A 22,613-nucleotide genomic window follows, 5' to 3' on the forward strand; every position below is an offset into this window, starting at 1 on the left:
GTGCTGGACTACGACAAGGAGGCCGACGCCTACGACGTCAGCCGCGGCGGCGAGCCCCGCGCCGCCGCGGCCGCCGACGCCGTCCTCGGCCTCGTCCCCGACGGTGCCCGCCGCCTCCTCGACGTGGCCTGCGGGACCGGCATCGTCACCCGGCGGCTGGCCCGGGCCCGGCCCGCGCTGCGGGTGGCGGGTGCCGACCTGACGTACGGCATGGCCCGGATGGCGGCCGCCCGGCTGCCCGGCGCGATCGTGCTCGCGGACGGCCGCCGACTGCCCTTTCCCGACGGGACGTTCGACGCGGTGACCAGCGTGTGGCTGCTGCATCTGGTCGACGACGCCGACGACGCGCGCAGCATCGTCGCCGAGTGCGCCCGGGTGCTGAGACCCGGCGGGGTGTATGTGACCACCGTCGACAAGGCCGCCGCGCACGACGTCGGCAGCGACATCGACGCCGTCCTCGCCCCGCGCCCGCGCCGGCCCGCCCCGGACGCCGCGTCCCGTGTCGAGGCGCACGCCGCGGCGCAGGGCCTGGTCGCCGCCGGGCGGGCAAGCTTCCCGGGCCGGGGCCGCAGCCCCCGGCGCACCGCCGCCGACCTGCGACGCGGCTGGTTCACGCTGCTCCCGCCGGGCGACCCGCGCACGGAGGACTTCGCCGTACGCCTGGAGGCACTGCCCGATCAGGACCGGCCGCGCGCCGACCCGGTGTTCACGCTGCGGGCGTTCCGGAAGCCCGAGTGAAGTCCATGACCCAGTTCGTCAGCCAGGTCCGCCCGCCGTCGCGTGAGAAGGCCTGTTCCCAACGGGCCCCGGTGGCGGAGCAGTCGGACCAGACGAACCGCACGCGCACCTCCTCGCCCCCGTGGGTGTCGTCGCCGTAGAACGCGCCGCGATCGCCCTCGAAGCGTCCCACGACCGGTGGGTCCACCGAACCGCCGCGGCTGGACGCCCAGTTCAGCGACCACTGCCCGCTGTCGTGGTCGAAGAGCCGCAGGGTCGCGCCCTTCGCACCGAGGTGCGGCATGTCGATCTCGTCGATGTTCGCGGCACCGTCGAACAGCGGCCGGCAGCTGCTGGTCCCCGCGAACTCCTCCCAGCCGCCGTCCGGGTCGAGGAAGTCGGTGCGACGGCGGTGGTGGACCTGCCAGTCGCCGTGGAAGAAGTCGAAGTCGCGGGCGCTGCTCATGAACGGTCCCCCGTGGTTCCGGCGGGCAGGGAGTCGGCCACGTAGGCCTCCAGGTCCGGGACTTCGGGCGCCAGCAGGTGGCGGACCCAGGCGTCCCGCTCGTGCCGGATCGGCGGCAGCTCCCAGACGCAGCCGATCCAGGGCAGGTCGGGCCTGACGAAGTGGGTGGGATCGTCGTCCGGGCAGCCGAGCACGGGCTGGCCGGCGGCGGCGCCCCGGAAGTGCAGGACGTTGTCCCACACCCAGCTGTACGCGTTCAGGTAGGCGCCGTCGTCGCCGCCGCGGTGCAGCACCACGAAGGTCGCGGGCGGTGTGCCGTCCGGCTCCGGCAGCAGCTCCGGAAGGATCTCGTACGCCGCCCTCGCCACCTCGGGGGCGATGCCCGCGGGGTCGGAGGTGACGTGGTAGCGCTTGATCCGCCGGCCCGCCACCTCGATGGGCGGGGGGACGGTCAGGAGTTTCTCGGTGAATCCCATGGCGGGACGCTACGACGGCTTCACTGACAGCTTGTGTCAGTGAAGTCTGCGACGCTGTGACGGTGAAAGCTGGCCGACTCGTCTCGATCCTGTTGCTGCTCCAGACCCGGGGGCGGATGACCGCCGCCCAGCTCGCCGAGGAGCTGGAGGTGTCGGTGCGCACGGTCTACCGGGACGTGGAGGCGCTGGGCGCGGCCGGTGTGCCCCTGTACGGCGACGCGGGGCACGCGGGCGGCTACCGCCTGCTCGACGGCTACCGCACCCGGCTGACCGGCCTCACCGCCGACGAGGCCGAGGCGCTCTTCCTCGCGGGGGCGCCCGGTCCGGCCGCCGAGCTGGGACTGGGGTCGGTGCTGGCGGCCGCGCAGCTCAAGGTGCGGGCCGCGCTGCCGGCGGAGCTGCGCGCGCACGCCGACCGGGTCAGCGGCCGCTTCCACCTGGACGCGCCGGGGTGGTACGCGCAGGCCGAGCAGACGCCGCATCTGTCCGCGGTCGCCGACGCGGTGTGGAACAACCGGGTGCTGCACATCGTCTACCGCCGTTGGCGCACTCCCACCGATGTCGAGCGCCGCCTGGAGCCGTACGGGCTGGTGCTGAAGGCGGGCCGCTGGTACGTCGTGGCCGGGCCGGGGCCGCGGACCTTCCGGGTCGACCAGATTCTGGAACTCACCGCGTCCGACGAGGAGTTCGAGCGGCCCGGGCAGTTCGATCTGGCCGGGTACTGGGCGGCGTACCAGCGCGACTTCCACGAGCGGCTGTACCAGGGGGAGGCGGTGGTGCGGCTGGCGCCGGGCGTGCGCATCGCCAGAGCCGTGAACATCCGCGAGGAAACCGGCGGTTGGACTCTGGCCACCGTCCCCGTCGAGTCGACCGACCATGCCCTCGGCGAGTTCCTGCGCATGGGCGCGGACGTGGAGGTCCTGGAACCACCCGAGCTGCGCGAACGGCTCGCCGCCACGGTGGCGCGACTGGCCGAGATGTACGGCAACTCCGGGGCACACGGCGGCCACTGAGGAGCGGAACCCTCCCGTCCGCACGGGACCCGCGACCGACGGTCCACACGCCGTGAACAGGCGTGGGTGCGCGCCCTCCCGGAGGGCGCGCACCCACGCGCCGGTCAGCTGCATCCCCGCCGGGTCCTGGGCGGGAGGGGGCGTGTACCGCGGTCGGCACACGCCCCCGGTGCTCAACTCACCGTGCAGGTCTGGTCACCCAGCTTGAACGCCGTCGGTCTGGTGTTCGTGCCCGACCAGGTGCCCGTGAAGCCGAAGCTCACCGACGCGCCCGCCGCCACATTGCCGTTCCAGTTGACGTTCTTGGCCGTCACCGCCGCGCCCGACTGGGTGTGCTCGGCGTTCCACAGCTGCCCGATTTTCTGGCCGTTCGGGAAGGACCAGCCGAGCGACCAGCCGCTCCAGGCCTTCGAGCCCGTGTTGCTGAGCTGGACGTCCGCCTGGAAACCGCCCGACCACTGGTTCGTGATCTTGTACGTCACGGCGCAGGCACCGGTGGGGGTCGGGTCGGTGCCCCCACCGCCGCCCCCGCCCGTGTCGGAGGAGTCGCCGTAGATCACGCCCCGGCCGTTCGTGGACACGTAGACCCGGCCGTACACGCGCGGGTCACCGGTGATCGCGCCACCCGTCCAACCCCACTGGTGGGCGTCGTCGTTGATGCGCGTCCAGGTCGAACCCTGGTCCGTGGAGCGGAAGATGCCCCGCACCCCGCCGATCTTCGCGCTGGTGTAGAGGGTCTGGTACGACGACCCCGTCGCCGCCTTCCCGAAGCCGATGGTGTCCGCCTGCTCGACGCCCGCCAGCTTGGTGAAGGACGTGCCGCCGTTCGTCGAGTGCCACAGCCCGTACGCGCCGTCACTCGCGCCGCCCGCCAGCCACACGTCGCCCTTGCCTCCGGGCAGCGCCTTGAAGCGCACGCTGTCCCCGCTCGGCAGCCCGGTGGCGGCCGAGGCGGTGAAACTCGCGCCGCCGTCCGTACTGACGTAGAACTTCCCGGACTTGAAGCCGTAGAAGGTCTTCGGATCGACCCGGTCGGACTCGACGATCGCACCGGCGGGGATCCCGCTCGACGCCGCCCACGAGGAGCCGAAGCCCGTCGTGTACTGCACCCCGGTGCCCGCCGGGCTCCACACGAAGCGGCTGCCGTCGGAGGCCGCCGCGACCGTGCCACCGCCGCTGACCCCCGAGGGGTCGGTGCCGCCGAACCAGTTGGCGCCGTTGTCCGTCGAGAACGCGATGTGCGGCCCGGAGTCGAGGTCGCCGACCCGGACCACCGTGTTCGGATTCGTCTCGGCGAAGTCCAGGCTCGTGGTCGTGGTGAAGTTGGGCTGGGTGTACATCATCGCCGGCACCTTGGTCAGGTCCGTGTGCCGGAAGCCGCCGATGTCCCCCAGCGCGCTGAAGAGTTGGGCGCCGCCGGACGGGGGCGCGGCGAGATCGGTGACGGCGGTCTCCTCCAGGCCCTGCACCATCGGCTTGATGGTGAACTGGCTGCCGGAGTCCCAGTTCGTGAGGTTCTCCGTGCCGTAGACCGTCGCGCCCGTGCCGTACATCATCCGGTCGGAGTCGAACGGGTCGATCTCCAGCGCCTCCGTCATCCAGCCCAGCTTCGGCGCCTGTTCGGGCGGCGAGGGGTTCGCGCCCCAGGTCAGCCAGGGCGACGAGGAGACGTCCATGGTGTAGCGGTTCGAGCGGTTGGGATAGGAGGTGTAGTCCCAGGCGCGCGTCCAGGTGGCGCCGCTGTCGGTGGAGCGGAAGATCTGGGTGTCCGGCCACCAGGAGCTGTAGGCCGTGGCCATCAGCGTGCCGGGGTGCTGCCGGTCGACGGTCAGCCCGCTGAAACCGTAGTACGTGTCGGCCTCGGCGACCGGGCTGATGTCGGTCCAGGTGCCGGTCGCGGTCGCGTACCGCATGAGCCGGCCCTTGCCGCCGTCGTAGGGGCCGCCCTTGTCGCTGTAGGCGAGGTACAGATAGCCGTTGGCGGTGTCCAGCACGCCCTTGTGGGCGAGGTAGCCGGTCGGCTGCCCGGCCAGCCGCGACCAGCTCGCCCCGCCGTCCGTGGAGCGGTACACCGCGTTGTCCTTGTCGGCCACCCCGACGTAGATCGTCTGCGTCGCGCTGCCGGAGCCGCCGGTCCGCTCGTCGAAGGTGACCCAGACGATGCCCTGGTTGTCGCTGGCGTAGCCGGAGGTGTCGCTGGGGTCCTGTACGTAGGTGCCGACGTTGGGGAAGTTCGTCACCTGCGACCAGGTCACCCCGGAGTCCGTGGACCGCCACAGGCCCTTGCCGCTGGGCGCGCCCAGGTAGAGCACGCTGTTCCTGTGGGGGTCGATCGCCAGGCGCTCACCCATGCCGCGCCCCGGCATGTTGCCGCCGAGCTTGAACGGCAGGTCCGTTCTCGCCCAGCTGGCGCCCCGGTCGGAGGAGCGCAGGATCGCCCCGTTGCCCGGGTCCCAGCTGTTGGTGTACGTACCGACGGCCGCGTACACCCTGTCGGGGTTCACCGAGTCGGTGGCGATGCTCGCCACGCCGGTGTGCCCCCAGTCGTTCCAGCCGACCGAGTCCAGCAGCGGGGTCCAGGTCTTGCTCGACTGCTGCCAGCGGTAGGCGCCGCCGATGTCGGTGCGGGCGTAGGCGAGGTTCTTCTCGCTGCGGTTGAAGACGATGCCGGGGACGAATCCGCCGCCGTCGATCCGGGCGTTCTTCCAGGAGTAGGTGTCGGCGGCGAGGGCCGGCTTCGCGCTGTCGGCGGCGAGTGCCGGCGGGGTGCCCGCGAGCAGGCCGGCCGCGAGCGCCAGCGCGGCCGTGAGGATGCGTGTTCTTCGCACGGGGGGTCCTTTCCGGGACGTGAGGGGGAGGGGAAAGTGCGAATAGCAAGCGCTTACCAGGTGGGGTGAGAGGTGCCGGGCGACCCCCAGTGCGGGAGGGGGCCGCCCGGCGAGTCGGCCTCGCCGTCAGGTGGCGAGACCTCGTACGCGGGCTCTTAAGCGGTTCCGCGGAACGAGCGGTGCCTGTCCCGCGCCCCGGAAGGGGCGCGGGGAACTGCGCGACCAGCCACAACGGACCCGCAGTCGAGCACGGCGCGCCCCGCGGAGCGCTTCGCGGGGGCTATTCGAGAAGCTCCGCGTACGACCCCATGGCCAGGGCGATGTCCGCCTGGGCCCAGAACCGGTGATACGTGAACGACGGCACCGCGCCGCCCTTGAGATACGCCTCGATCTTCGACCAGGCCGGGTCGCTCTTGTAGAAGGACCGGATGGACGCGAAGGTGGACGAGGAGTTGATGGCGTCGCCGTTGGGCATGGTGCCGGTCCAGCCGCTCGGGATGTACACCGTGTCGTCGAACCGGTTGTAGTCGGCCCGGTTCTCCGGCACGGCGATGCCCAGGGCGTCCTGGTAGTTGTCCCACATGCCGTCCAGCAGCGCCTTCGCCGTGTTCGCGGCGGCGGTGTCACCGGAGCGGTCCGCGTAGTACGTCAGGGTCTTGGCGTACGCCGCGGCCACGCCCACGTCGTTGGTGTAGTCCGCGACGGTGACGTGAAGTCCGCTGTTGGCGCCGGGACTTGACGGGTTCCAGGTGTCGGGCTGGCCCGACCACTGGAGTGTCGAGGGGATCTGGTAGGTGCCGTCGGGGTTGATGGTGGTGTGGTCGAGCGCCCAGTCGACCCACTTGTCCAGGACGGTCTTCGCGGCCGCGTTGCCCGTCTGCTGGTAGTACTCCGCCACCCGCTCCATCGACCACGCCTGGAAGCCGAACCACTGGTTGGACGGCGGGTCGTGGTAGACGGGCTGCTGGTCGTAGTACATGCCGTAGAAGGTCGACTTGCCGGCCGGCGGGGTCGCGTAGCGGCCCGCCCAGCTGTTGGTCGCACCGCCCGCGATGGCGCCCTCGTTGGACTGGAGCCAGCGGTAGAACTCGATCTGCCGGGTCAGCGAGGTGCCCCAGTCCGCCGCGCCCGTCGCCGACTTGGGCTTCAGGTCGGCGTAATTGCTCAGGGCGTACGCGGCCATCGGGTTCTGGTAGCCGCCGTGCGCGTGGCTGGAGCCGATGCGCCAGGCCCAGCCCGCCGAGGTGTCGGTGGCACCGCCCCAGGCGTAGTACCAGGACAGCAGGTACATCGAGGCGTCCTTGCCGGTGCCGGCCGGGCAGGTGGACGGACCGACGCAGTTGCCGATCTTCTTGAAGTACTTGTCGTACATCGAGTAGCGGAGGTAGTCGCCCATCTTCGCGGCCTTGGCCACGGTCGCGGAGATCTGGCTGCCCTTGCCCTGCGCGTCGGCCCACTTGTCGGCCCAGTAGGCGGCCTGCACGGCGCGGGCGTCGGCGTCCGGGGCGTTGGTGAACTTCCACTGCTTGGCGTACGAGGAGTCACCGGTGAACAGGTCCAGGTAGCCGTTCTTGCCGCCGTACTTGAAGGCGTCGCAGGTCGGCTGCGGAACCGTCTCCCACACCGACTCCTGCGCGCCGCGCTGGAAGGTGTTGATGTACGACGGGCCGGTGTCCGTCGGACCCGCCTCGCACTTGCCGGGCGAGTTGCCGAAGCCGTAGACGTTGTCGACGTCCTGGAGCCAGTGCATGCCATAGATGTCGTCCGTGCCATACGCGGACTTCAGCTCACCGGCGATCGGGTCCGACCCCGCCGGCACCCCGGAGTCCAGCTTCGCCGGGTACTCGTTGGGCGTGTCCAGCTCGGGGGCGTAGGTCGCCGGCTTGGAGGCGTTGTAGAAGGAGTTGGTCGGCTGGTCGGCGTGCGTGGGGATCATGTACTTCTCCATGATCTCCCAGGCACCGTTGAACTTGGACCAGTCGCCGGTCACCTTGCCGTACATGGCCTGCAGCCACAGCAGGTAGCTGTAGGCCTCCGAGGTGGTCTCGTGACCGTGGTCCGGAGCCTCGACGATCAGAGTCTCCACCGAGTGATAGGGGATGCCCTCGGGGGAGAAGTAGCCGTTCGCCGGGTTGGTGATCTTTCCGTACAGCTCCAGGAAGCGGGCGTCGTACTCACCCGCCGCCTCGATCTGGGTGACCGTCACCGACGACTTCGCGTGACCGGTGGCCGTCGACTCGAAGGTCGCCGCGCCGGTGCCGGTGGCGGCTGCCGTGATGGTGACGTTCTGGGCGGTGTTCCAGTTCGACGGGGTGAAGGTCAGGGAGGCCCCGCCGGTCACGGACAGACCCGTGTTGCCGCTCGTGCGAGCGGTCGTCACCGTCACGTTCGCGGACGGCTGTGTCGACAGCCGCACCCCGAAGGTGCCCGTCTTGCCCTGCTGCACGGCGAGTTGGGTGGCCGAGGCCACCACGGCGGGACCCGAGGCGACCGTGATGCCGACCGGTGTCGAGGACGCCGAGGCGCCCAGACTGTCGTACGCCTTCGCCACCAGCGAATGACTGCCCACGGTCAAGCTTGAGGCCGAGAGCGAGTACGGCGCGGTCGTGTCGGTGCCGAGCAGCGTGGTGTCGTCGTAGAACTCCACCTTGCTGATCGTCGCCCCGTCCGCGGCGGCGGCGGTCGCCGCGAGCGGGACGGCGCTGCCCTGCGTGTAGACGGCGCCCGCTGCCGGGCTGGTCAGGACCGTGATCGGCGGCTGGTGGGCGCCGGTGCAGGAGGTGCCGTTGATCGCGAAGGAGGTCGGAGCGGCGTTCGTGCCGCTGTAGCTGAACTGCGCGCCGGTGGAGACCGCGGCGCCGGCCGCGATGTTCGCGTTGTACGACGCGTTCTTCACCGTGACGTTCTGACCGGACTGGGACCAGGTGCCGTTCCAGCCGTTGCTCAGTTTCTGGTTGCCCGCGTAGGCGTAGGTGAGGGTCCAGCCGCTGATGGCGTCCGTACCACGGTTGGTGATCGTCACGTCCGTGGTGAAGCCGGAGCCCCAGTCGTTGGTCTTGTAGTCGACGCTGCACTGAACTGCTGCTGCCTGTGCGGGAGTTGAACCCGTGCTCAACATCGTGATCGGCAGGGCCAGGGCGGCCGCGACGGCCGTCCACAAGCGCCGGGCAGTCCGGCGTCTCTTTCTGGGGGGCATGTGCTGGTCCCTCCTTGCGGCTCGGAGAAGTCAAGGCTTGAACCAGTGGGAGCGCTCCCATAGTGAGGACGTGGGTGTGGGGGGTCAAGATGCTTGAAGAGTCGAAACGATTCGACGAAGGCGGCTCAGGAAAAGTCAAGTGACTCCTCTGTTCTTTGCCGTCCCGTGGCGCTAGCTTCAAAAGCACCAGTGGGAGCGGTTCCATCAGTCGACGCGTCCGTCACGGCGCGCTGAGCTGCAAGGAGTCGCTCATGCGACACCCCCCGCGTTCAGTACTTTTAGCCGTCAGCGCCGACGTGACCCCGCTCGGGTCCGTGACGGCCACCGACAACACCGCCGTTAGGCGCAGTTGGAGCCCCGCCTTCGACCTGATGGGCGGTCAGAAGCTCGACCAGGGCCGGAACGCCGGGTGCAAGCTCGGCGACGCCGACGGCCCCACCCGACGTCCCCTCGACGTCAACCGGTCCGGCGGCGAGTGCCGTCGTGTGCCGGGCGACGGCATCCGGGGAACCGCTCCTGCGGACCAGCCCTGATCTCCCGTTACGACGGTACGCCGACGACGTACGGCATCGGGCTGCGCGCTCACCCGCACACCCTGCACGGACAACCCCCTCTCGCACGACCGAGATCCGAGCACCTCGCAACCGAGAAGGAAACCCCCACTCATGAGTCGCACCAGAACCGCGCTCCTCGCAGCCATGGCCCTGGTCGCCGGGGCCTCCGGGACGGCGCTGGCCGTCAACCCCGCCGACGTCGGGGCGGCCGCCGTCCCCTGCACCGTGGACTACAAGATCCAGAACGACTGGGGCTCCGGCTTCACCGCCGCGGTCACGATCACCAACAACGGTGCCGCCAAGAGCAGTTGGGCGGTCAAGTGGTCGTACGCCGGCAGCCAGAAGGTCACCAGCGGCTGGAACGCGAAGATCACCCAGAGCGGGACGGCCGTCACCGCCGCCAACGAGAGCTACAACGGCACGCTCGCCACCGGCGGTTCGACCAGCTTCGGCTTCCAGGGCACCTACAGCGGCACCAACGCGATCCCGGCCACCTTCACCCTCGACGGGGTGACCTGCAACGTCGACGGCGGTGGCGGCCCGACGGACCCGCCGGACCCCGGCACCGGCACCCGGGTCGACAACCCGTACAGCGGCGCCAAGGTGTACGTGAACCCGGAGTGGTCCGCCAAGGCGGCCGCCGAGCCGGGTGGCAGCCGTATCGCCAACCAGCCCACCGCGGTGTGGCTGGACCGGACGGCGGCCATCAACGGGGTGAGCGGCGGCATGGGAGTGCGCGCCCATCTCGACGAGGCGCTGCGGCAGAAGGGCTCCGGCGAACTCGTCGTCCAGTTCGTGATCTACAACCTGCCCGGCCGGGACTGCTCCGCCCTCGCCTCCAACGGCGAGCTCGGCCCGACGGAGATCGACAAGTACAAGACGCAGTACATCGACCCGATCGCCGCGATCTTCGCCGACCCCAAGTACGCCTCGCTGCGGATCGTCACCACGGTCGAGATCGACTCGCTGCCCAACCTCGTCACCAACACCGGCAGCCGTCCGACGGCCACCCCGCAGTGCGACGTGATGAAGGCCAACGGCAACTACCAGAAGGGCGTGGGGTACGCCCTCAACAAGCTCGGTGACGTGCCCAACGTCTACAACTACGTCGACGCGGGACACCACGGCTGGCTCGGCTGGGACGACAACTTCGCCCCCAGCGCGGCCATCATGAAGGAGGCGGCCACCACCGAGGGCGCCACCGTCAACGACGTCCACGGGTTCATCACCAACACGGCCAACTACAGCGCCCTGAAGGAGAACAACTTCTCCATCAACGACTCCGTCGGCGGCAAGTCCGTGCGGGAGTCCAAGTGGGTCGACTGGAACCGGTACACCGACGAGCTGTCGTACGCCCAGGCGTTCCGGAACCAGCTGGTGTCGGTCGGCTTCAACTCCGGCATCGGCATGCTGATCGACACCTCCCGCAACGGCTGGGGCGGCACCGCCCGGCCCACCGGCCCGGGACCGATGACCGACGTCGACGCGTACGTCAACGGCGGCCGCTACGACCGTCGCATCCACGTCGGCAACTGGTGCAACCAGTCCGGAGCCGGTCTCGGTGAGCGTCCGAAGGCGGCCCCCGCCGCCGGGATCGACGCATACGTGTGGGTGAAGCCCCCGGGTGAGTCCGACGGTGCGAGCTCGGTCATCGACAACAACGAGGGCAAGGGCTTCGACCGGATGTGCGACCCCACGTACACCGGCAACCCGCGCAACGGCAACAACCTGTCCGGCGCCCTGCCCAACGCGCCGCTGTCCGGCCACTGGTTCTCCGCGCAGTTCCAGCAGCTGATGCAGAACGCCTACCCGCCGCTGTCGTAAGCGGCTGAACGTCGGGGCCCGGACTTCCCCCACGCCGGGCCCCGGCGGACCGCGACCTGGACTCTCCAGGGAATCCGCACCCCCGTTTTTTGCCGCCTCGGCAACAGTACTGGCCTCCGCACGGTGCGTCGGCGCACGCTGGTCGCACCCGGACGAGAGGCTGACCCCATGGCGCACGATCACCAGGACCAGCACGGCGAGCACGATCACCACCACGAGGACCGGCCCGGTCACCACCACGACCACACCGACATCGACTGGGCCGAGATGGCCCCGCTCCTGGAGGACCAGGCGGAGCTGTACACCCCGCTGTACGAACGGGCGACGGCATGGCTCGCCAAACGGCAGACCGAACCCGGGCTGATCGTGGACGCGGGCAGCGGCCCGGGCGTCGTCTCGTGTCTGCTGGCCGAGACCTTCACCGGCGCCCGGATCGTCGCCGTCGACAGCTCCGAGCCGCTCCTGGAGCGGGCCCGCGACCGGGCCGGCCGCCTCGGCGTCGCCGACCGCTTCAGCACCCTCGCCGGTGAACTGCCCGGCGTGCTCGACGACTTGGACTACCCGGCCGACCTGCTCTGGGCCAGCTGGAGCCTGCACCACCTCGGTGACCAGCGGGCCGCCCTCGCCGCGTTCGCCGACCGCCTCGCCCCGGGCGGCACGCTGGCGCTGCTGGAGGGCGGCCTGCCCACGCGGTACCTGCCGCGGGACATCGGCATCGGCAAGCCGGGCCTGGCGGCCCGGCTCGACGCGGTGCACGAGGAGTGGTTCGCCGAGATGCGGGCCGCTCTGCCCGGCGCGGTCGCCGAGGTCGAGGACTGGCCCGCCCTGCTCACGTCCGTCGGCCTCAAACACACCGGCAGCCGCAGCTTCCTGCTGGACCTGCCCGCCCCGACCACCGACCGGGCACGCAGGTGCGCCGTCGCGACCCTGACCCGGATGCGCGACGTCCTCGGCGAACGCCTCGACCCGGACGACATCGCCACCCTCGACCGACTCGTGGACCCGGACGACAAGGCGAGCGTCCACCACCGCCCCGACGTCTTCGTCCTGACGGCCCGCACGGTACACACGGCCGCCCGCGCGGCCTGAACCGTCAGCGACGTCCCGTCCGGGCGGAAGGCGGTCCGACCGCGGCGCAGTGGCGGCGTTACCTCCCCGCGTCGAAATACCGTGACACCTGCGGCACTTGACTTCGAGAAGGCTCCAAGTGATCTACTCCCCGGCATCCGCAGGAGACGGGTCTCGGCAGGAGACCGGCAGCCGCGGGACATCGGCATCCGTGGGGAACCATGACCCCGCGGCGCATCGGCCTCCGCGGGAAACCCCGCGGGACATCACAGGGGGCAACCATGACCGACTCTCCGGTCGCACTCGTCACGGGCGGCGGCAGTGGTATCGGCGCCGCGGTCGCGCGGCAGCTGCTCGGGGCCGGGTACCGGGTCACCGTGACCGGGCGCGGCGAGGAGCGGCTGCGCGGCTTCGCCCAGGAACTCGGTGACCCCGAGGGGTTGTTGACGCTCGTCGGTGACGCCGCCGACTACGACAGCGTGCGGTCGGCGGTGGACCGTACGCTGGAGGAGTTCGGGCGGCTGGACACCGTCGTCGGCAACGCGGGCATCGCCACCCATGACTCGGTTGCCGAGGGGGACCCCGCCGGCTGGACCGAGATGGTGCTGACCAATGTGCTCGGACCGGCGCTGCTCATCCGCGCCTCCGTCGACGCCCTCAAGGAGACCCGCGGCCGGATCGTGCTGGTCGGCAGTGTCGCCGGGTTCGTGCCCACGCCGGGGAACATCTACGGCGCGACGAAGTGGGCGGTGACCGGCCTCGCCGAGAACACCCGCCGCCAGGTCACCGAGTGGGGCGTCGGGGTGACCCTCATCGCCCCCGGCCGGGTCGAGACGCCGTTCTGGGACAGCTACGGCAGCCTCCCGCCCGGCCATCTCCTCACCGCCGACCAGCTCGCCGACTCGATCGTGTGGGCGATCCGGCAGCCCGAGGGGGTCGACGTCAACACCGTCGTCGTACGGCCGATCGGGCAGCCCAACTGACGGACGCGGGCCCGGCCCCAGCGCGAAGACCCGGGCGGTGTGTCACCGCCCGGGCCTCCACGTGCTGTGCGGTCAGGCCGCGTTGAACGTCGACGGGTCCGGGCCCAGTCGGCGGTCCTCGTTCAGCGCGCTGATCGCGGCCAGGTCCTCGGTGTCCAGGGTGAAGTCGAAGACCTCGATGTTCTCCTTGATCCGGGACGGCGTCACGGACTTGGGGATCACGATGTTGCCCAGCTGAAGGTGCCAGCGCAGGACGACCTGGGCCGGGGTGCGCTCGTGCTTGCGGGCGATGGCCACGACCGCCGGGACCTCCAGGAGGCCCTTGCCCTGGCCGAGCGGCGACCAGGCCTCGGTCGCGATGCCCTGCTCCGCGTGGTAGTCGCGGGCCGCGCGCTGCTGGAGGTGCGGGTGCAGCTCGATCTGGTCGACGGCCGGGACGACGGACGTCTCGGCGATCAGCCGCTCGAGGTGCGCGGGCTCGAAGTTGGACACACCGATGGCCCGGACACGGCCGTCGGCCTGGAGCTTCTCGAACGCCTTGTACGTCTCGACGTACAAGTCCCGCTCCGGCGTGGGCCAGTGGATGAGGTACAGGTCCACGTAGTCCAGGCCGAGCTTCGCCAGCGAGGTGTCGAAGGCGCGCAGCGTGGCGTCGTGGCCCTGGTCGCTGTTCCAGAGCTTGGTGGTGACGAAGATGTCCTCGCGCGGGAGACCGGAGGCGGCGATCGCCTTGCCGGTGCCCTCTTCGTTGCCGTAGATCGCCGCTGTGTCGATGCTGCGGTACCCGGCCTCCAGAGCGGTGCTGACCGCCTGCTCGGCCTCGTCGTCGGGCACCTGCCAGACTCCGAAGCCCAGCTGGGGCATCTCCACGCCGTTGTTGAGGGTGATCGAGGGGACCTTGCTGCTCACGAGCTGTTGATCCTTAACGTTGTCGACAGGTGGTACTCCCATCGTCAACGATCAGGGGGCCTGATGCATTCCTGACCGCGGAATCGGACGGAATTCGCCGGAAACTCGCTCAGGCCCGGTACAGGGCCTCGACCTCGTTGGCGTACGTCGTCTCGATCGCCCTGCGCTTCAGCTTCAGGGACGGGGTGAGCAGCCCGTGCTCCTCGGTGAACGGCTGCGCGAGGATCCGGAACGTCCGGATCGACTCGGCCTGCGAGACCAGCGTGTTCGCGGCGACCACGGCCCGCCGCACCTCGGCCTCCAGATCCGCGTCGCGCACCAGCTCGGAGGCCGTCATGCGCGCCTTGCCGCGCATCGCCAGCCAGTGCTCGACGGCCTCCTGGTCGAGGGTGACCAGGGCGGCGATGTAGGGCCGGTCGTTGCCCACGACGATGCACTGGGCGACCAGCGGATGGTCCCTGACCCGCTCCTCCAGCAGCCCGGGCGCCACGCTCTTGCCGCCGGAGGTGACGAGGATCTCCTTCTTGCGGCCGGTGATGGTGAGGAAGCCGTCCGCGTCCAGGGAGCCCAGGTCGCCGGTGGCGAGCCAGCCGTCGTGCAGGGTCTCGTCGGTGGCCTTCTGGTTGTTGAGGTAGCCCTGGAAGACGTTGGGGCCGTTCAGCCAGATCTCCCCGTCGTCCGCGATGTGCACGGTGACGCCGGGGACGGGCTGTCCGACCGTGCCGTAGCGGGTACGGCCGGGCGGGTTGGCGGTCGCCGCCGCCGTGGACTCGGTCAGGCCGTACCCCTCGTAGATCTGCACGCCCGCGCCCGCGAAGAACAGCCCGAGCCGGCGGTCCATCGCCGAGCCGCCGGACATCGCGTTGCGGATCCGGCCGCCCATCGCGGCGCGCACCTTGGCGTAGACGAGCTTGTCGAAGAGCTGGTGCTGCACGCGCAGCCCCGCCGAGGGGCCCGGGCCGATGCCCCAGGCCTTGGCCTCGATGGCCTCCGCGTACTTCACCGCGACCTCGACGGCCTTCTCGAACGGCCCCGCCTTGCCCTCCTTCTCGGCCCTGCGGCGGGCGGCGTTGAACACCTTCTCGAAGATGTACGGCACCGCGAGGATGAACGTCGGCTTGAACGCGGCCAGGTCCGGCAGCAGGGCCGCCGCGTTGAGCTGCGGCTGGTGGCCGAAGCGCACCCCGCGCGTGATCGCGGCCACCTCCACCATCCGCCCGAAGACGTGGGCGAGCGGCAGGAACAGCAAGGTGGCCGCCTCGTCGCCCTTCTTGGAGTGGAACACCGGCTCCCAGTGCTCGGCGACCGTGTCGGCCTCCCACATGAAGCTGCCGTGCGAGATGACGCAGCCCTTGGGGCGGCCGGTGGTGCCCGAGGTGTAGATGATCGTGGCGACCGAGTCCGGGGTGACCGCCTGCCGGTGCCGGTGCACCACCTCGTCGTCGATGGCGGCCCCGGCGTCGTACAGCTCGTGCACCGCGTCGGCGTCCAGCTGCCACAGCCGGTGCAGGTGCGGCAGCCGGTCGATGACGGTGGCGATCGTCATGGCGTGGTCCTCGTGCTCCACCACGGCGGCCGTGCACTCGGCGTCGTACAGCGTCCAGAAGCACTGCTCGGCCGAGGAGGTGGGGTAGATCGGCACCACCTGGGCGCCGATGGTCCACAGGGCGTAGTCGAACAGGGTCCACTCGTAGCGGGTGCGGGACATGATGGCGACCCGGTCGCCGAACCGGACGCCCTGGGCGAGCAGTCCCTTGGCGAGCGCGAGGACCTCGTCCCGGAACTCCGCGGAGGTGACGTCCTGCCACCGGCCCTGCGCGTCCTTGCGGCCGAGCGCGATGTGCCGCGGGTCCTCCTGGGCGCGCCGGTAGACGACGTCGGCCAGTCCGCCCACGGGGGCCGGCAACGCCAACGGAGGGTTGGTGAACTCGCGCAAACCCCGCTCCCGCTCCCTCGGTCCCCGCTCCTGATGACGTTCTGTATAGCGCCGTGAAAGCTACCCCACCTTGCCTCGGGGCGGGAGGGGGTGCGGCTCCGGGCCCGGTGCGGGTACGCACAGGTCAGCGCAGGAAAATGCGCTCACATGGGGAAGGGTCGGACAGAAAACTGACGGCCGGGTAAGTTTCGGTCCCGTAATCTCCACCGAATCTGTACGCCCCGGCCACGGCCCCCGGCCGCCTGCGCTGAGCGGGTCTGGCGAAGTCGGCTGCGGTGCGGCCGCGCCCTGAAGGGGCGCGGGGAACTGCGCGATCAGCCACGCTGGTGCCGCAGACGGCATGTCGCCGCCCCTCCAGCGGAGCGCCTAGCGCCGGTGCAACCGGTCCCCGCCCGCCAGGATCGCCGCGGCCAGCGCGTCCGCGGCGCCCTGGGCGGCCGTGCGGCGGCGGCCGTGGACCAGGACGAAGTCGACCCGGCCGAGTTCCGGAAGGCCCGCGCGGTCCGGGGTGCGGACCAGGCCGGGCGGGATCAGGCCGCGGGAGTGGGCCATCACGCCGAGGCCGGCGCGGGCGGCCGCGATCAGGCCGTTCAGGCTGCCGCTGGTGCAGACGATCCGCCAGGGCCGCCCCTGCCGCTCCAGGGACTCCAGGGCGAGGGTCCGGGTGATGCCCGGCGGCGGATAGACGATCAGCGGAACCGGCCGGTCGGGGTCCAGGCGCAGCCGTTCCGCCCCGATCCACACCAGGCGGTCGTGCCAGACCAGCTCGCCGCGCGGATCCTCCGGCCGGCGCTTGGCCAGCACCAGGTCCAGCTTCCCGGCCTCCAACTGCTCGTGCAGGGTGCCCGAGAGCTCCACGGTCAGCTCCAGGTCGACCTCGGGGTGGTCGTGGCGGAAGCCCTCCAGGATCTCCGGCAGCCGGGTCAGGACGAAGTCCTCCGAGGCTCCGAAGCGCAACCGGCCCCGCAGCCGGGTACCCGTGAAGAATGCCGACGCCTGTTCGTGCACCTCCAGGATCCGGCGCGCGAAGCCGAGCATGGCCTCGCCGTCCTCCGTGAGCTCCACGGAGTGGGTGTCCCGGGCGAAGAGCTGCCGTCCCGCCGCGTCCTCCAGCCGTCGTACGTGCTGGCTGACCGTCGACTGGCGCAGCCCGAGCCGTCGGGCGGCCTGCGTGAAGCTCAGCGTCTGGGCCACCGCCAGGAACGTGCGCAACTGGGACGGGTCGTACATGTCCCGCAGCCTATCGCGGAACGTGATGACAGTCAGAGCGGTATGCCGGATTCCCGATCGCGGGTTCGAGGAGGACGATGAAGGGGGGCCCTGCGCCCCCCGTACCACCGACCGTCACCAGCTAGATGGAGCACCGTGAAACGCCTGCGTTGGCCGAGTTGGATGCCGATCGACCCGTACATCCTGCTGCTCCTGGGCACGGTGGGCCTCGCCGCCCTCCTCCCGGCGCGCGGGACGGGCGCGGACGTGGCCTCCGGCGCCTCCACCGCCGCCATCGCCTTCCTCTTCTTTCTCTACGGCGCCCGGCTGTCCACCCGCGAGGCGCTGGACGGACTGAAGCACTGGCGCCTCCACGTCACCGTCCTGGCCTGTACGTTCGTCGCCTTCCCGCTGCTCGGCATGGCGGCCCGCGGCCTCGTCCCGGTGCTCCTGACCCAGCCGCTCTACCAGGGACTGCTCTTCCTCACCCTCGTCCCGTCGACCATCCAGTCGTCGATCGCCTTCACCTCCATGGCCCGCGGCAACGTGCCCGCCGCGATCTGCGCCGGCTCCTTCTCCTCCCTGGTCGGCATCGTCGTCACACCCCTGCTCGCCGCCGCCCTGCTGGGCAGCAGCGCGGGCGGGTTCTCCGCCGACTCGCTCGTGCAGATCGTGCTCCAGCTGCTGGTGCCGTTCGCCGCCGGGCAACTGCTGCGCCGCTGGATCGGCGGGTTCGTCACCCGTCACAAGAAGGTCCTCGGACTGGTCGACCGCGGCTCGATCCTCCTCGTCGTCTACACCGCGTTCAGCGAGGGCATGGTCCAGGGCATCTGGGGCCAGGTCAGCCCGCTCAGGCTGGCCGGACTGCTCGTCGTCGAGGCGGTGCTGCTCGCGGTGATGCTGGTGCTGACCTGGTACGGCGGCAAGGCGCTGCGCTTCGACCGGGAGGACCGGATCGCGATCCAGTTCGCCGGCTCCAAGAAGTCCCTGGCCTCCGGCCTGCCCATGGCGAGTGTCCTGTTCGGCGCCCATGCCTCGCTGGCCGTGCTGCCGCTGATGCTCTTCCACCAGATGCAGCTGATGGTGTGCGCGGTCATCGCCAAGCGCCGCTCGCAGGACCCGACCCCGCCTCTCAGCGCCCAGGCCTCAACCGCAGCGTCACGAACCGCGGTCGGTACAGGGACACGTTCCGGTTGAGCTGCGCCGCCGCGGCGGACGGCTCCAGCCAGTTGACGTCGTAGCTGAGCACCAGCCGTCCGTCGCCGGAGGAGCCGTCGGACAGGGCGGGATGGACCTGCGGGTTGTACGCCGCCACATCGCCCGCCGGGAGCACGGCACGGAAGTCCTTCGCCGGCCCGTGCCACGGCCCGGTGGGGGAGCAGGCCCAGTACGAGGTCACCGTGGTCAGCCCCGCGGTGCCCGCCGCCATGGTGAACAGCACGTACGTCCCGTCCTCGCGCACGACGGAGAAGGCGCTGCCCACGCCCGTGCGCCGGTGCACGTCGCCGAGCACGGCCCGCGGCCGGGCACCGGCCGCCCAGCGGGAGCCGTTCCAGTACTCCCACGCGCCGGGCTGCCCGAGGCCGCCGTCCGGCACCCGTGCCACGTACGCCGACGACACGGGCCGCCCCGCCGCCTGTCCGTCGTCGCCGCCGAAGACGTACGTCCAGCCGTCCTCGTGCACGAGCGTGGTGCCGAACTGGACCCGGCGCGAGGGATCCGGGACCAGCTGCTGGTCGAAGACCTTGGTGACGGACTCGACCCGCAGGTCGGGCAGGGAGAGCGTGGCGACCTCCGTCGCGGTGGGCATGCCGTAGATCCACGGCGCCGCCCCCGCCGTCCGCACCCACAGCAGCACCCGAACCACCCGCTCGTCCGACCCGGGCGAACGGGGCTCCACCCGCGCCGCGACCGGCCACCGCCACCGGTTCGGGCCGGGATCGCCGAAGAGCGGGGCGGGCAGGGTGGTCTCCAGCCGGCCCTCCCGCATCAGCACCGCCGAGTTGCGCACCAGCGGGGCGGTGGTGTCCCGCCAGGCGAACGACTCGCCCACCGGGTTGGGCGGGGCATACACCTGGCCGAGATAGGTGTCCGAGAACAGCCACAGCACCCGGCCGTCCGGCAGCCGCACCGAGTGCGTGCCGTCGCCGCCGGTCCAGTCGTCGGCGCGGCCGGCGTCGTCGCCGTAGCGGGCGAACTCGCCGGTCAGCCGGTCGTCCGCGGACCATGCGCCGACGGTCCGCGGCACGCAGTCGTCCGCGTCCTGCCGCCCGTCGTCCTCCGGCAGCCCCCTGAGCAGCACGGCCCCGAGAACCAGGGCCAGCAACAGGCCGAGCCCGGTTCCCGTCCGCTGTCGTGCTCGTACGTCGTCGGGCACCCACGGGACGGTAGTGGCTGACGCTGATCCGGTCCAGCGGTGGGGCGTCCGAACCGGGTTGCCCGGGAGCGGTGTCGGTGGGCGGTGTTCACGGTCGCGGCACGACCCGCGCAACCGACGACGAGCTGCTCGCCCCGCCGACCGCGAGCGAACGCGAGCTGTTCACGGGCCTGTTGATCCGGATTTCCGGTACGCGCGGCGGACGGCGGATAACGTTCCGTCATGACCGCACCCCGCACCCTCGATCCGGCGCGCTGCGCCCTGGTCCTCGTCGATCTCATGGACCGGATCGTCGCGCTGCCCCTGGAACCCCGCAAGGGGACCGAAGTCCTGTCCGTGGCCGAGGAGTTGGCGGCCGTCTTCCGGGCGGCGGGCGCCCTCGTCGTGCTCATCCGCGTGGAGCGCCCCGGTGTCGTCCAGCAGCCGCCCGGCAGCGGGTTGGTGGAAGGCCTCGCGCAGGACGGCGACCTCGAGATCGTGAAGCGCACGATCGGCGGCTTCCAGGGCACCGGCCTCGACGACCGGCTCCGCGAACTCGGCGTCACCACGCTGGTGTTCGGCGGCATCGCCACCAACCTCGGGGTGGAGTCCACCGCCCGCGCCGCCGGGGACCTCGGCTACGACCTCGTCTTCGTCGAGGACGCGATGGCCGCGTTCACCGCCGCCGAGCACGAGGCGTCCGTACGGCTGGACTTCCCGCGGCTCGGGACGGTGGTGCGGGCGGGCGAGGTGCTGTTCCCGCGGGAGGGCTGACCGGGTGCCGCGGGGCCGGGCGCGTGCCCCGTCCGCCGGCCCGGTCAGCTCGGGGCGGCCGTGGCCTCCAGGGCGATGCGGTCCGGTCCCGCGTACACGTTCATGGAGGAGCCGCGCAGGAAGCCGACGAGGGTGAGGCCGGTCTCGACGGCGAGGTCGACGGCGAGGGAGGACGGCGCGGAGACGGCGGCCAGCACGGGGATGCCCGCCATGACGGCCTTCTGGGCCAGCTCGAACGAGGCCCGTCCGGAGACCAGCAGGACGGCGCGGGAGAGAGGCAGGTCGCCGTTCTGAAGGGCGCGGCCCACCAGCTTGTCGACCGCGTTGTGCCGGCCCACGTCCTCGCGGACGTCGAGGAGTTCGCCGGTCTCGGTGAAGAGCGCGGCCGCGTGCAGACCCCCGGTCCGGTCGAAGACCCGCTGCGCCGCGCGCAACCGGTCGGGGAGGCCCGCGAGCAGTTCGGGTTCGAGGCGGACCGGGGGAGTGTCGGAGATGGGCCAGCGCGTCGTCGTCCGGACCGCGTCGAGGCTCGCCTTGCCGCACAGGCCGCAGGACGAGGTGGTGTACACGTTGCGTTCGAGCGTGATGTCCGGGATCACGACGCCGGGCGCCGTCTGCACGTCGACCACGTTGTAGGTGTTCGAGCCGTCCACGGTCGCCCCGGCGCAGTAGACGATGTTCCGCAGATCGGACGCGCTCGCCAGGACGCCCTCGCTGACCAGGAAGCCGGCCGCCAGGGCGAAGTCGTCGCCGGGGGTGCGCATGGTGATCGCGAGCGGCTTGCCGTTCAGCCGGATCTCCAGCGGTTCCTCGGCGACGAGCGTGTCCGGGCGGGAGGAGACCGCCCCGTCCCGGACGCGGATCACCTTGCGTCGTTCCGTGACTCGTCCCATGTCCTGATCAACCCCGGTTCTGTACGCTCTGGTGGCCGAAACGGCCCTTGATGCAGAGGTTGCCTCCGGTCACCGGGTCGTCGGGCGGCGAGGTGACCTTCACGATCTCATTGTCCTGCACGTGCGGGATCGGCCCACAGCCCACCCCGCAGTGCCCACCGGTCGGCCCCGGGCGTCGTCGACAAGTCGACCGAGGTCCCCGCCTCGGGCCGGTTCACGCGGCGGTCTGGTGGGCGAGGAGGTCGCTGATGGCGTGGACGGTGCGCAGGGTGGGGACGTCGACGTGGGTGATGTCGGCGAGTTCGATGACGGCGGCGAGGAGGACGTCGAGTTCGAGGGGTTTGCCCGCTTCCAGGTCCTGAAGGGTCGAGGTGCGGTGGTCGCCGACGCGCTCGGCGCCCGCGAGACGGCGCTCGATGGAGATGCCCACCTCGCACCCCAGCGCCTCGGCCACGGCCAGGGTCTCCTCCATCATCGTCTCGATGACCTGGCGGGTGCCGCGGTGGTCGCACATCTCGCGCATGGTGGCCCGGGCGAGCGCGCTGATCGGGTTGAAGCTGATGTTGCCCAGGAGCTTGAGCCAGATGTCGTTGCGGAGGTGGGGTTCGACGGGGCACTTGAGCCCGCCCTCGTGCATGGCCCGGCTGAAGTCCTGGCAGCGGGTGGAGAGGGTCCGGTCGGGCTCGCCGATGGAGAAGCGGGTGCCTTCCAGGTGCCGCACCACACCCGGTCCCTCGAGTTCGGTGGCCGCGTAGACCACGCAGCCGATGGCGCGTTCGGGGGCGAGGACCGCGCTGACCGAGCCGCCCGGGTCGACGCTCTCGATGCGCCGGCCGTCGTGGGGTCCGCCGTGTCGGTGGAAGTACCACCAGGGGATGCCGTTCTGAGCCGCGATGACAGCGGTGTCCTGGTGCAGCAACGGCCTGATGAGCGGCCCGCACGCCGCGTAGGAGTTGGCTTTGAGGCCGAGGAGCACGTAGTCGACGGGGCCGATGTCGGCGGGGTCGTCGGTGGTGTGGGGGCGTGCGACGAAGTCGCCCCGGGGGCTGAGGACGTGGACGCCGTGGCGCCTCATGGCCGCTAGGTGCGGTCCACGGGCGATGAGGTGGACGTCGGCGCCTGCCCGGTGCAGGGCTGCGCCGACGTAGGCGCCGATGGCTCCGGCGCCGAGGACTGCGACTCTCACTGTGTGGCGCTCCGTTCGGTCGAGGATGTACCGCGGAACTGTCGAACGTCGTCGACTCCATATTGTCTACAGTATGGTCGAGGCGCCCACAAGGGTGTGGGGCCGGAGCGAAGGGCTTCGCGGAAACCGGCCGGCCCGACCGTTCGGCGCGTACGGCATACCGTTCATCGCATACGTTCGCCGTGCCGCCTTCTCAACTGCCGTGGTTCTCCCTACCGTCCGGGA

The 22,613-nt window shown here is 71.0% G+C and carries 18 protein-coding genes and 1 pseudogene; 8 read left to right on the plus strand and 11 right to left on the minus strand.

Going from position 1 to position 22,613, the window contains the following annotated elements:
- Positions 1–738: a methyltransferase domain-containing protein gene (locus tag ACH41F_RS10260; protein WP_391239503.1), complete on the plus strand. Its 738-nt coding sequence runs from the start codon at positions 1–3 to the stop codon at positions 736–738.
- On the opposite strand, the gene ACH41F_RS10265 is transcribed toward ACH41F_RS10260, so the two are convergent.
- Both ACH41F_RS10265 and ACH41F_RS10270 read right to left on the minus strand, forming a co-directional pair.
- Entirely contained in the window at positions 707–1,183 is a 477-nt protein-coding gene (locus ACH41F_RS10265) for a hypothetical protein (RefSeq protein WP_391239505.1), read from the minus strand. The genes ACH41F_RS10260 and ACH41F_RS10265 overlap by 32 nt on opposite strands.
- Positions 1,180–1,659 carry a hypothetical protein gene (locus ACH41F_RS10270; protein WP_398834228.1) on the minus strand — a complete coding sequence of 160 codons (480 nt, stop codon included), beginning with the start codon at positions 1,657–1,659 and terminating at the stop codon, positions 1,180–1,182. The genes ACH41F_RS10265 and ACH41F_RS10270 overlap by 4 nt, the downstream gene beginning before the upstream one ends.
- A gap of 62 nt (positions 1,660–1,721) precedes the next feature.
- Here ACH41F_RS10270 and ACH41F_RS10275 point away from each other — a divergent pair, with 62 nt between their 5' ends.
- Positions 1,722–2,672 carry a helix-turn-helix transcriptional regulator gene (locus ACH41F_RS10275; RefSeq protein ID WP_398834230.1) on the plus strand — a complete coding sequence of 317 codons (951 nt, stop codon included), beginning with the start codon at positions 1,722–1,724 and terminating at the stop codon, positions 2,670–2,672.
- 173 nt (positions 2,673–2,845) lie between these two features.
- On the opposite strand, the gene ACH41F_RS10280 is transcribed toward ACH41F_RS10275, so the two are convergent.
- On the minus strand, positions 2,846–5,500 hold the full coding sequence (locus tag ACH41F_RS10280) for a cellulose binding domain-containing protein (RefSeq protein WP_398834232.1): 2,655 nt from the start codon (positions 5,498–5,500) through the stop codon (positions 2,846–2,848).
- Positions 5,501–5,780: 280 nt separating this feature from the next.
- Entirely contained in the window at positions 5,781–8,696 is a 2,916-nt protein-coding gene (locus ACH41F_RS10285; protein WP_398834234.1) for a glycoside hydrolase family 48 protein, read from the minus strand.
- A gap of 314 nt (positions 8,697–9,010) precedes the next feature.
- On the opposite strand from ACH41F_RS10285, the gene ACH41F_RS10290 reads away from it, so the two are divergent.
- The 4 genes from ACH41F_RS10290 to ACH41F_RS10305 all read left to right on the plus strand — a co-directional run bounded on the left by ACH41F_RS10290 (position 9,011) and on the right by ACH41F_RS10305 (position 13,125).
- Complete coding sequence (locus ACH41F_RS10290; protein ID WP_398834236.1) at positions 9,011–9,229, plus strand: hypothetical protein; 219 nt, start codon at positions 9,011–9,013, stop codon at positions 9,227–9,229.
- A gap of 132 nt (positions 9,230–9,361) precedes the next feature.
- Entirely contained in the window at positions 9,362–11,074 is a 1,713-nt protein-coding gene (locus tag ACH41F_RS10295) for a glycoside hydrolase family 6 protein (RefSeq protein ID WP_398834238.1), read from the plus strand.
- Between the two features lie 168 nt (positions 11,075–11,242).
- Positions 11,243–12,163, plus strand: coding sequence for a class I SAM-dependent methyltransferase (locus ACH41F_RS10300; RefSeq protein WP_398834240.1), 921 nt, complete (start codon positions 11,243–11,245; stop codon positions 12,161–12,163).
- Between the two features lie 260 nt (positions 12,164–12,423).
- Positions 12,424–13,125, plus strand: coding sequence for an SDR family oxidoreductase (locus ACH41F_RS10305; RefSeq protein WP_398834242.1), 702 nt, complete (start codon positions 12,424–12,426; stop codon positions 13,123–13,125).
- Positions 13,126–13,197: 72 nt separating this feature from the next.
- Here ACH41F_RS10305 and ACH41F_RS10310 read toward each other — a convergent pair whose 3' ends face one another.
- The 3 genes from ACH41F_RS10310 to ACH41F_RS10320 all read right to left on the minus strand — a co-directional run bounded on the left by ACH41F_RS10310 (position 13,198) and on the right by ACH41F_RS10320 (position 17,200).
- Positions 13,198–14,034 (minus strand): aldo/keto reductase, encoded by an 837-nt coding sequence (locus ACH41F_RS10310; RefSeq protein ID WP_391239532.1) that lies wholly within the window; start codon positions 14,032–14,034, stop codon positions 13,198–13,200.
- Positions 14,035–14,143: 109 nt separating this feature from the next.
- Positions 14,144–15,970: an AMP-binding protein gene (locus tag ACH41F_RS10315; RefSeq protein WP_391239535.1), complete on the minus strand. Its 1,827-nt coding sequence runs from the start codon at positions 15,968–15,970 to the stop codon at positions 14,144–14,146.
- 366 nt (positions 15,971–16,336) lie between these two features.
- Positions 16,337–17,200: a LysR substrate-binding domain-containing protein gene (locus tag ACH41F_RS10320; protein WP_391239539.1), complete on the minus strand. Its 864-nt coding sequence runs from the start codon at positions 17,198–17,200 to the stop codon at positions 16,337–16,339.
- Between the two features lie 162 nt (positions 17,201–17,362).
- Between ACH41F_RS10320 and ACH41F_RS10325 the strand changes: the two genes are divergently transcribed.
- Complete coding sequence (locus ACH41F_RS10325; RefSeq protein ID WP_391239631.1) at positions 17,363–18,376, plus strand: bile acid:sodium symporter; 1,014 nt, start codon at positions 17,363–17,365, stop codon at positions 18,374–18,376.
- Here the strand turns inward: ACH41F_RS10325 and ACH41F_RS10330 are convergent.
- Positions 18,312–19,556: a DUF4185 domain-containing protein gene (locus ACH41F_RS10330; RefSeq protein ID WP_398834245.1), complete on the minus strand. Its 1,245-nt coding sequence runs from the start codon at positions 19,554–19,556 to the stop codon at positions 18,312–18,314. The two genes, ACH41F_RS10325 and ACH41F_RS10330, sit on opposite strands and share 65 nt — an antisense overlap.
- A gap of 222 nt (positions 19,557–19,778) precedes the next feature.
- Here ACH41F_RS10330 and ACH41F_RS10335 point away from each other — a divergent pair, with 222 nt between their 5' ends.
- The gene (locus ACH41F_RS10335) at positions 19,779–20,309 is read left to right on the plus strand and encodes an isochorismatase family protein (protein ID WP_391239545.1); all 531 of its coding nucleotides are present in this window, start codon (positions 19,779–19,781) and stop codon (positions 20,307–20,309) included.
- 44 nt (positions 20,310–20,353) lie between these two features.
- On the opposite strand, the gene fdhD is transcribed toward ACH41F_RS10335, so the two are convergent.
- From fdhD to ACH41F_RS10350, 3 genes and pseudogenes are all read right to left on the minus strand, one after another.
- Positions 20,354–21,202: a formate dehydrogenase accessory sulfurtransferase FdhD gene (fdhD, locus tag ACH41F_RS10340; RefSeq protein WP_398834247.1), complete on the minus strand. Its 849-nt coding sequence runs from the start codon at positions 21,200–21,202 to the stop codon at positions 20,354–20,356.
- A gap of 7 nt (positions 21,203–21,209) precedes the next feature.
- Positions 21,210–21,356: pseudogene (locus ACH41F_RS10345) on the minus strand (Fe-S-binding domain-containing protein); the annotation flags it as partial.
- A 60-nt stretch (positions 21,357–21,416) separates the two neighbouring features.
- Positions 21,417–22,388: a 2-dehydropantoate 2-reductase gene (locus ACH41F_RS10350; protein WP_391239551.1), complete on the minus strand. Its 972-nt coding sequence runs from the start codon at positions 22,386–22,388 to the stop codon at positions 21,417–21,419.
- Positions 22,389–22,613: the final 225 nt, after the last annotated feature.

Origin of the sequence: Streptomyces sp. NPDC020489 (assembly GCF_044386545.1) — a bacterium.
GTDB lineage: Bacteria > Actinomycetota > Actinomycetes > Streptomycetales > Streptomycetaceae > Streptomyces.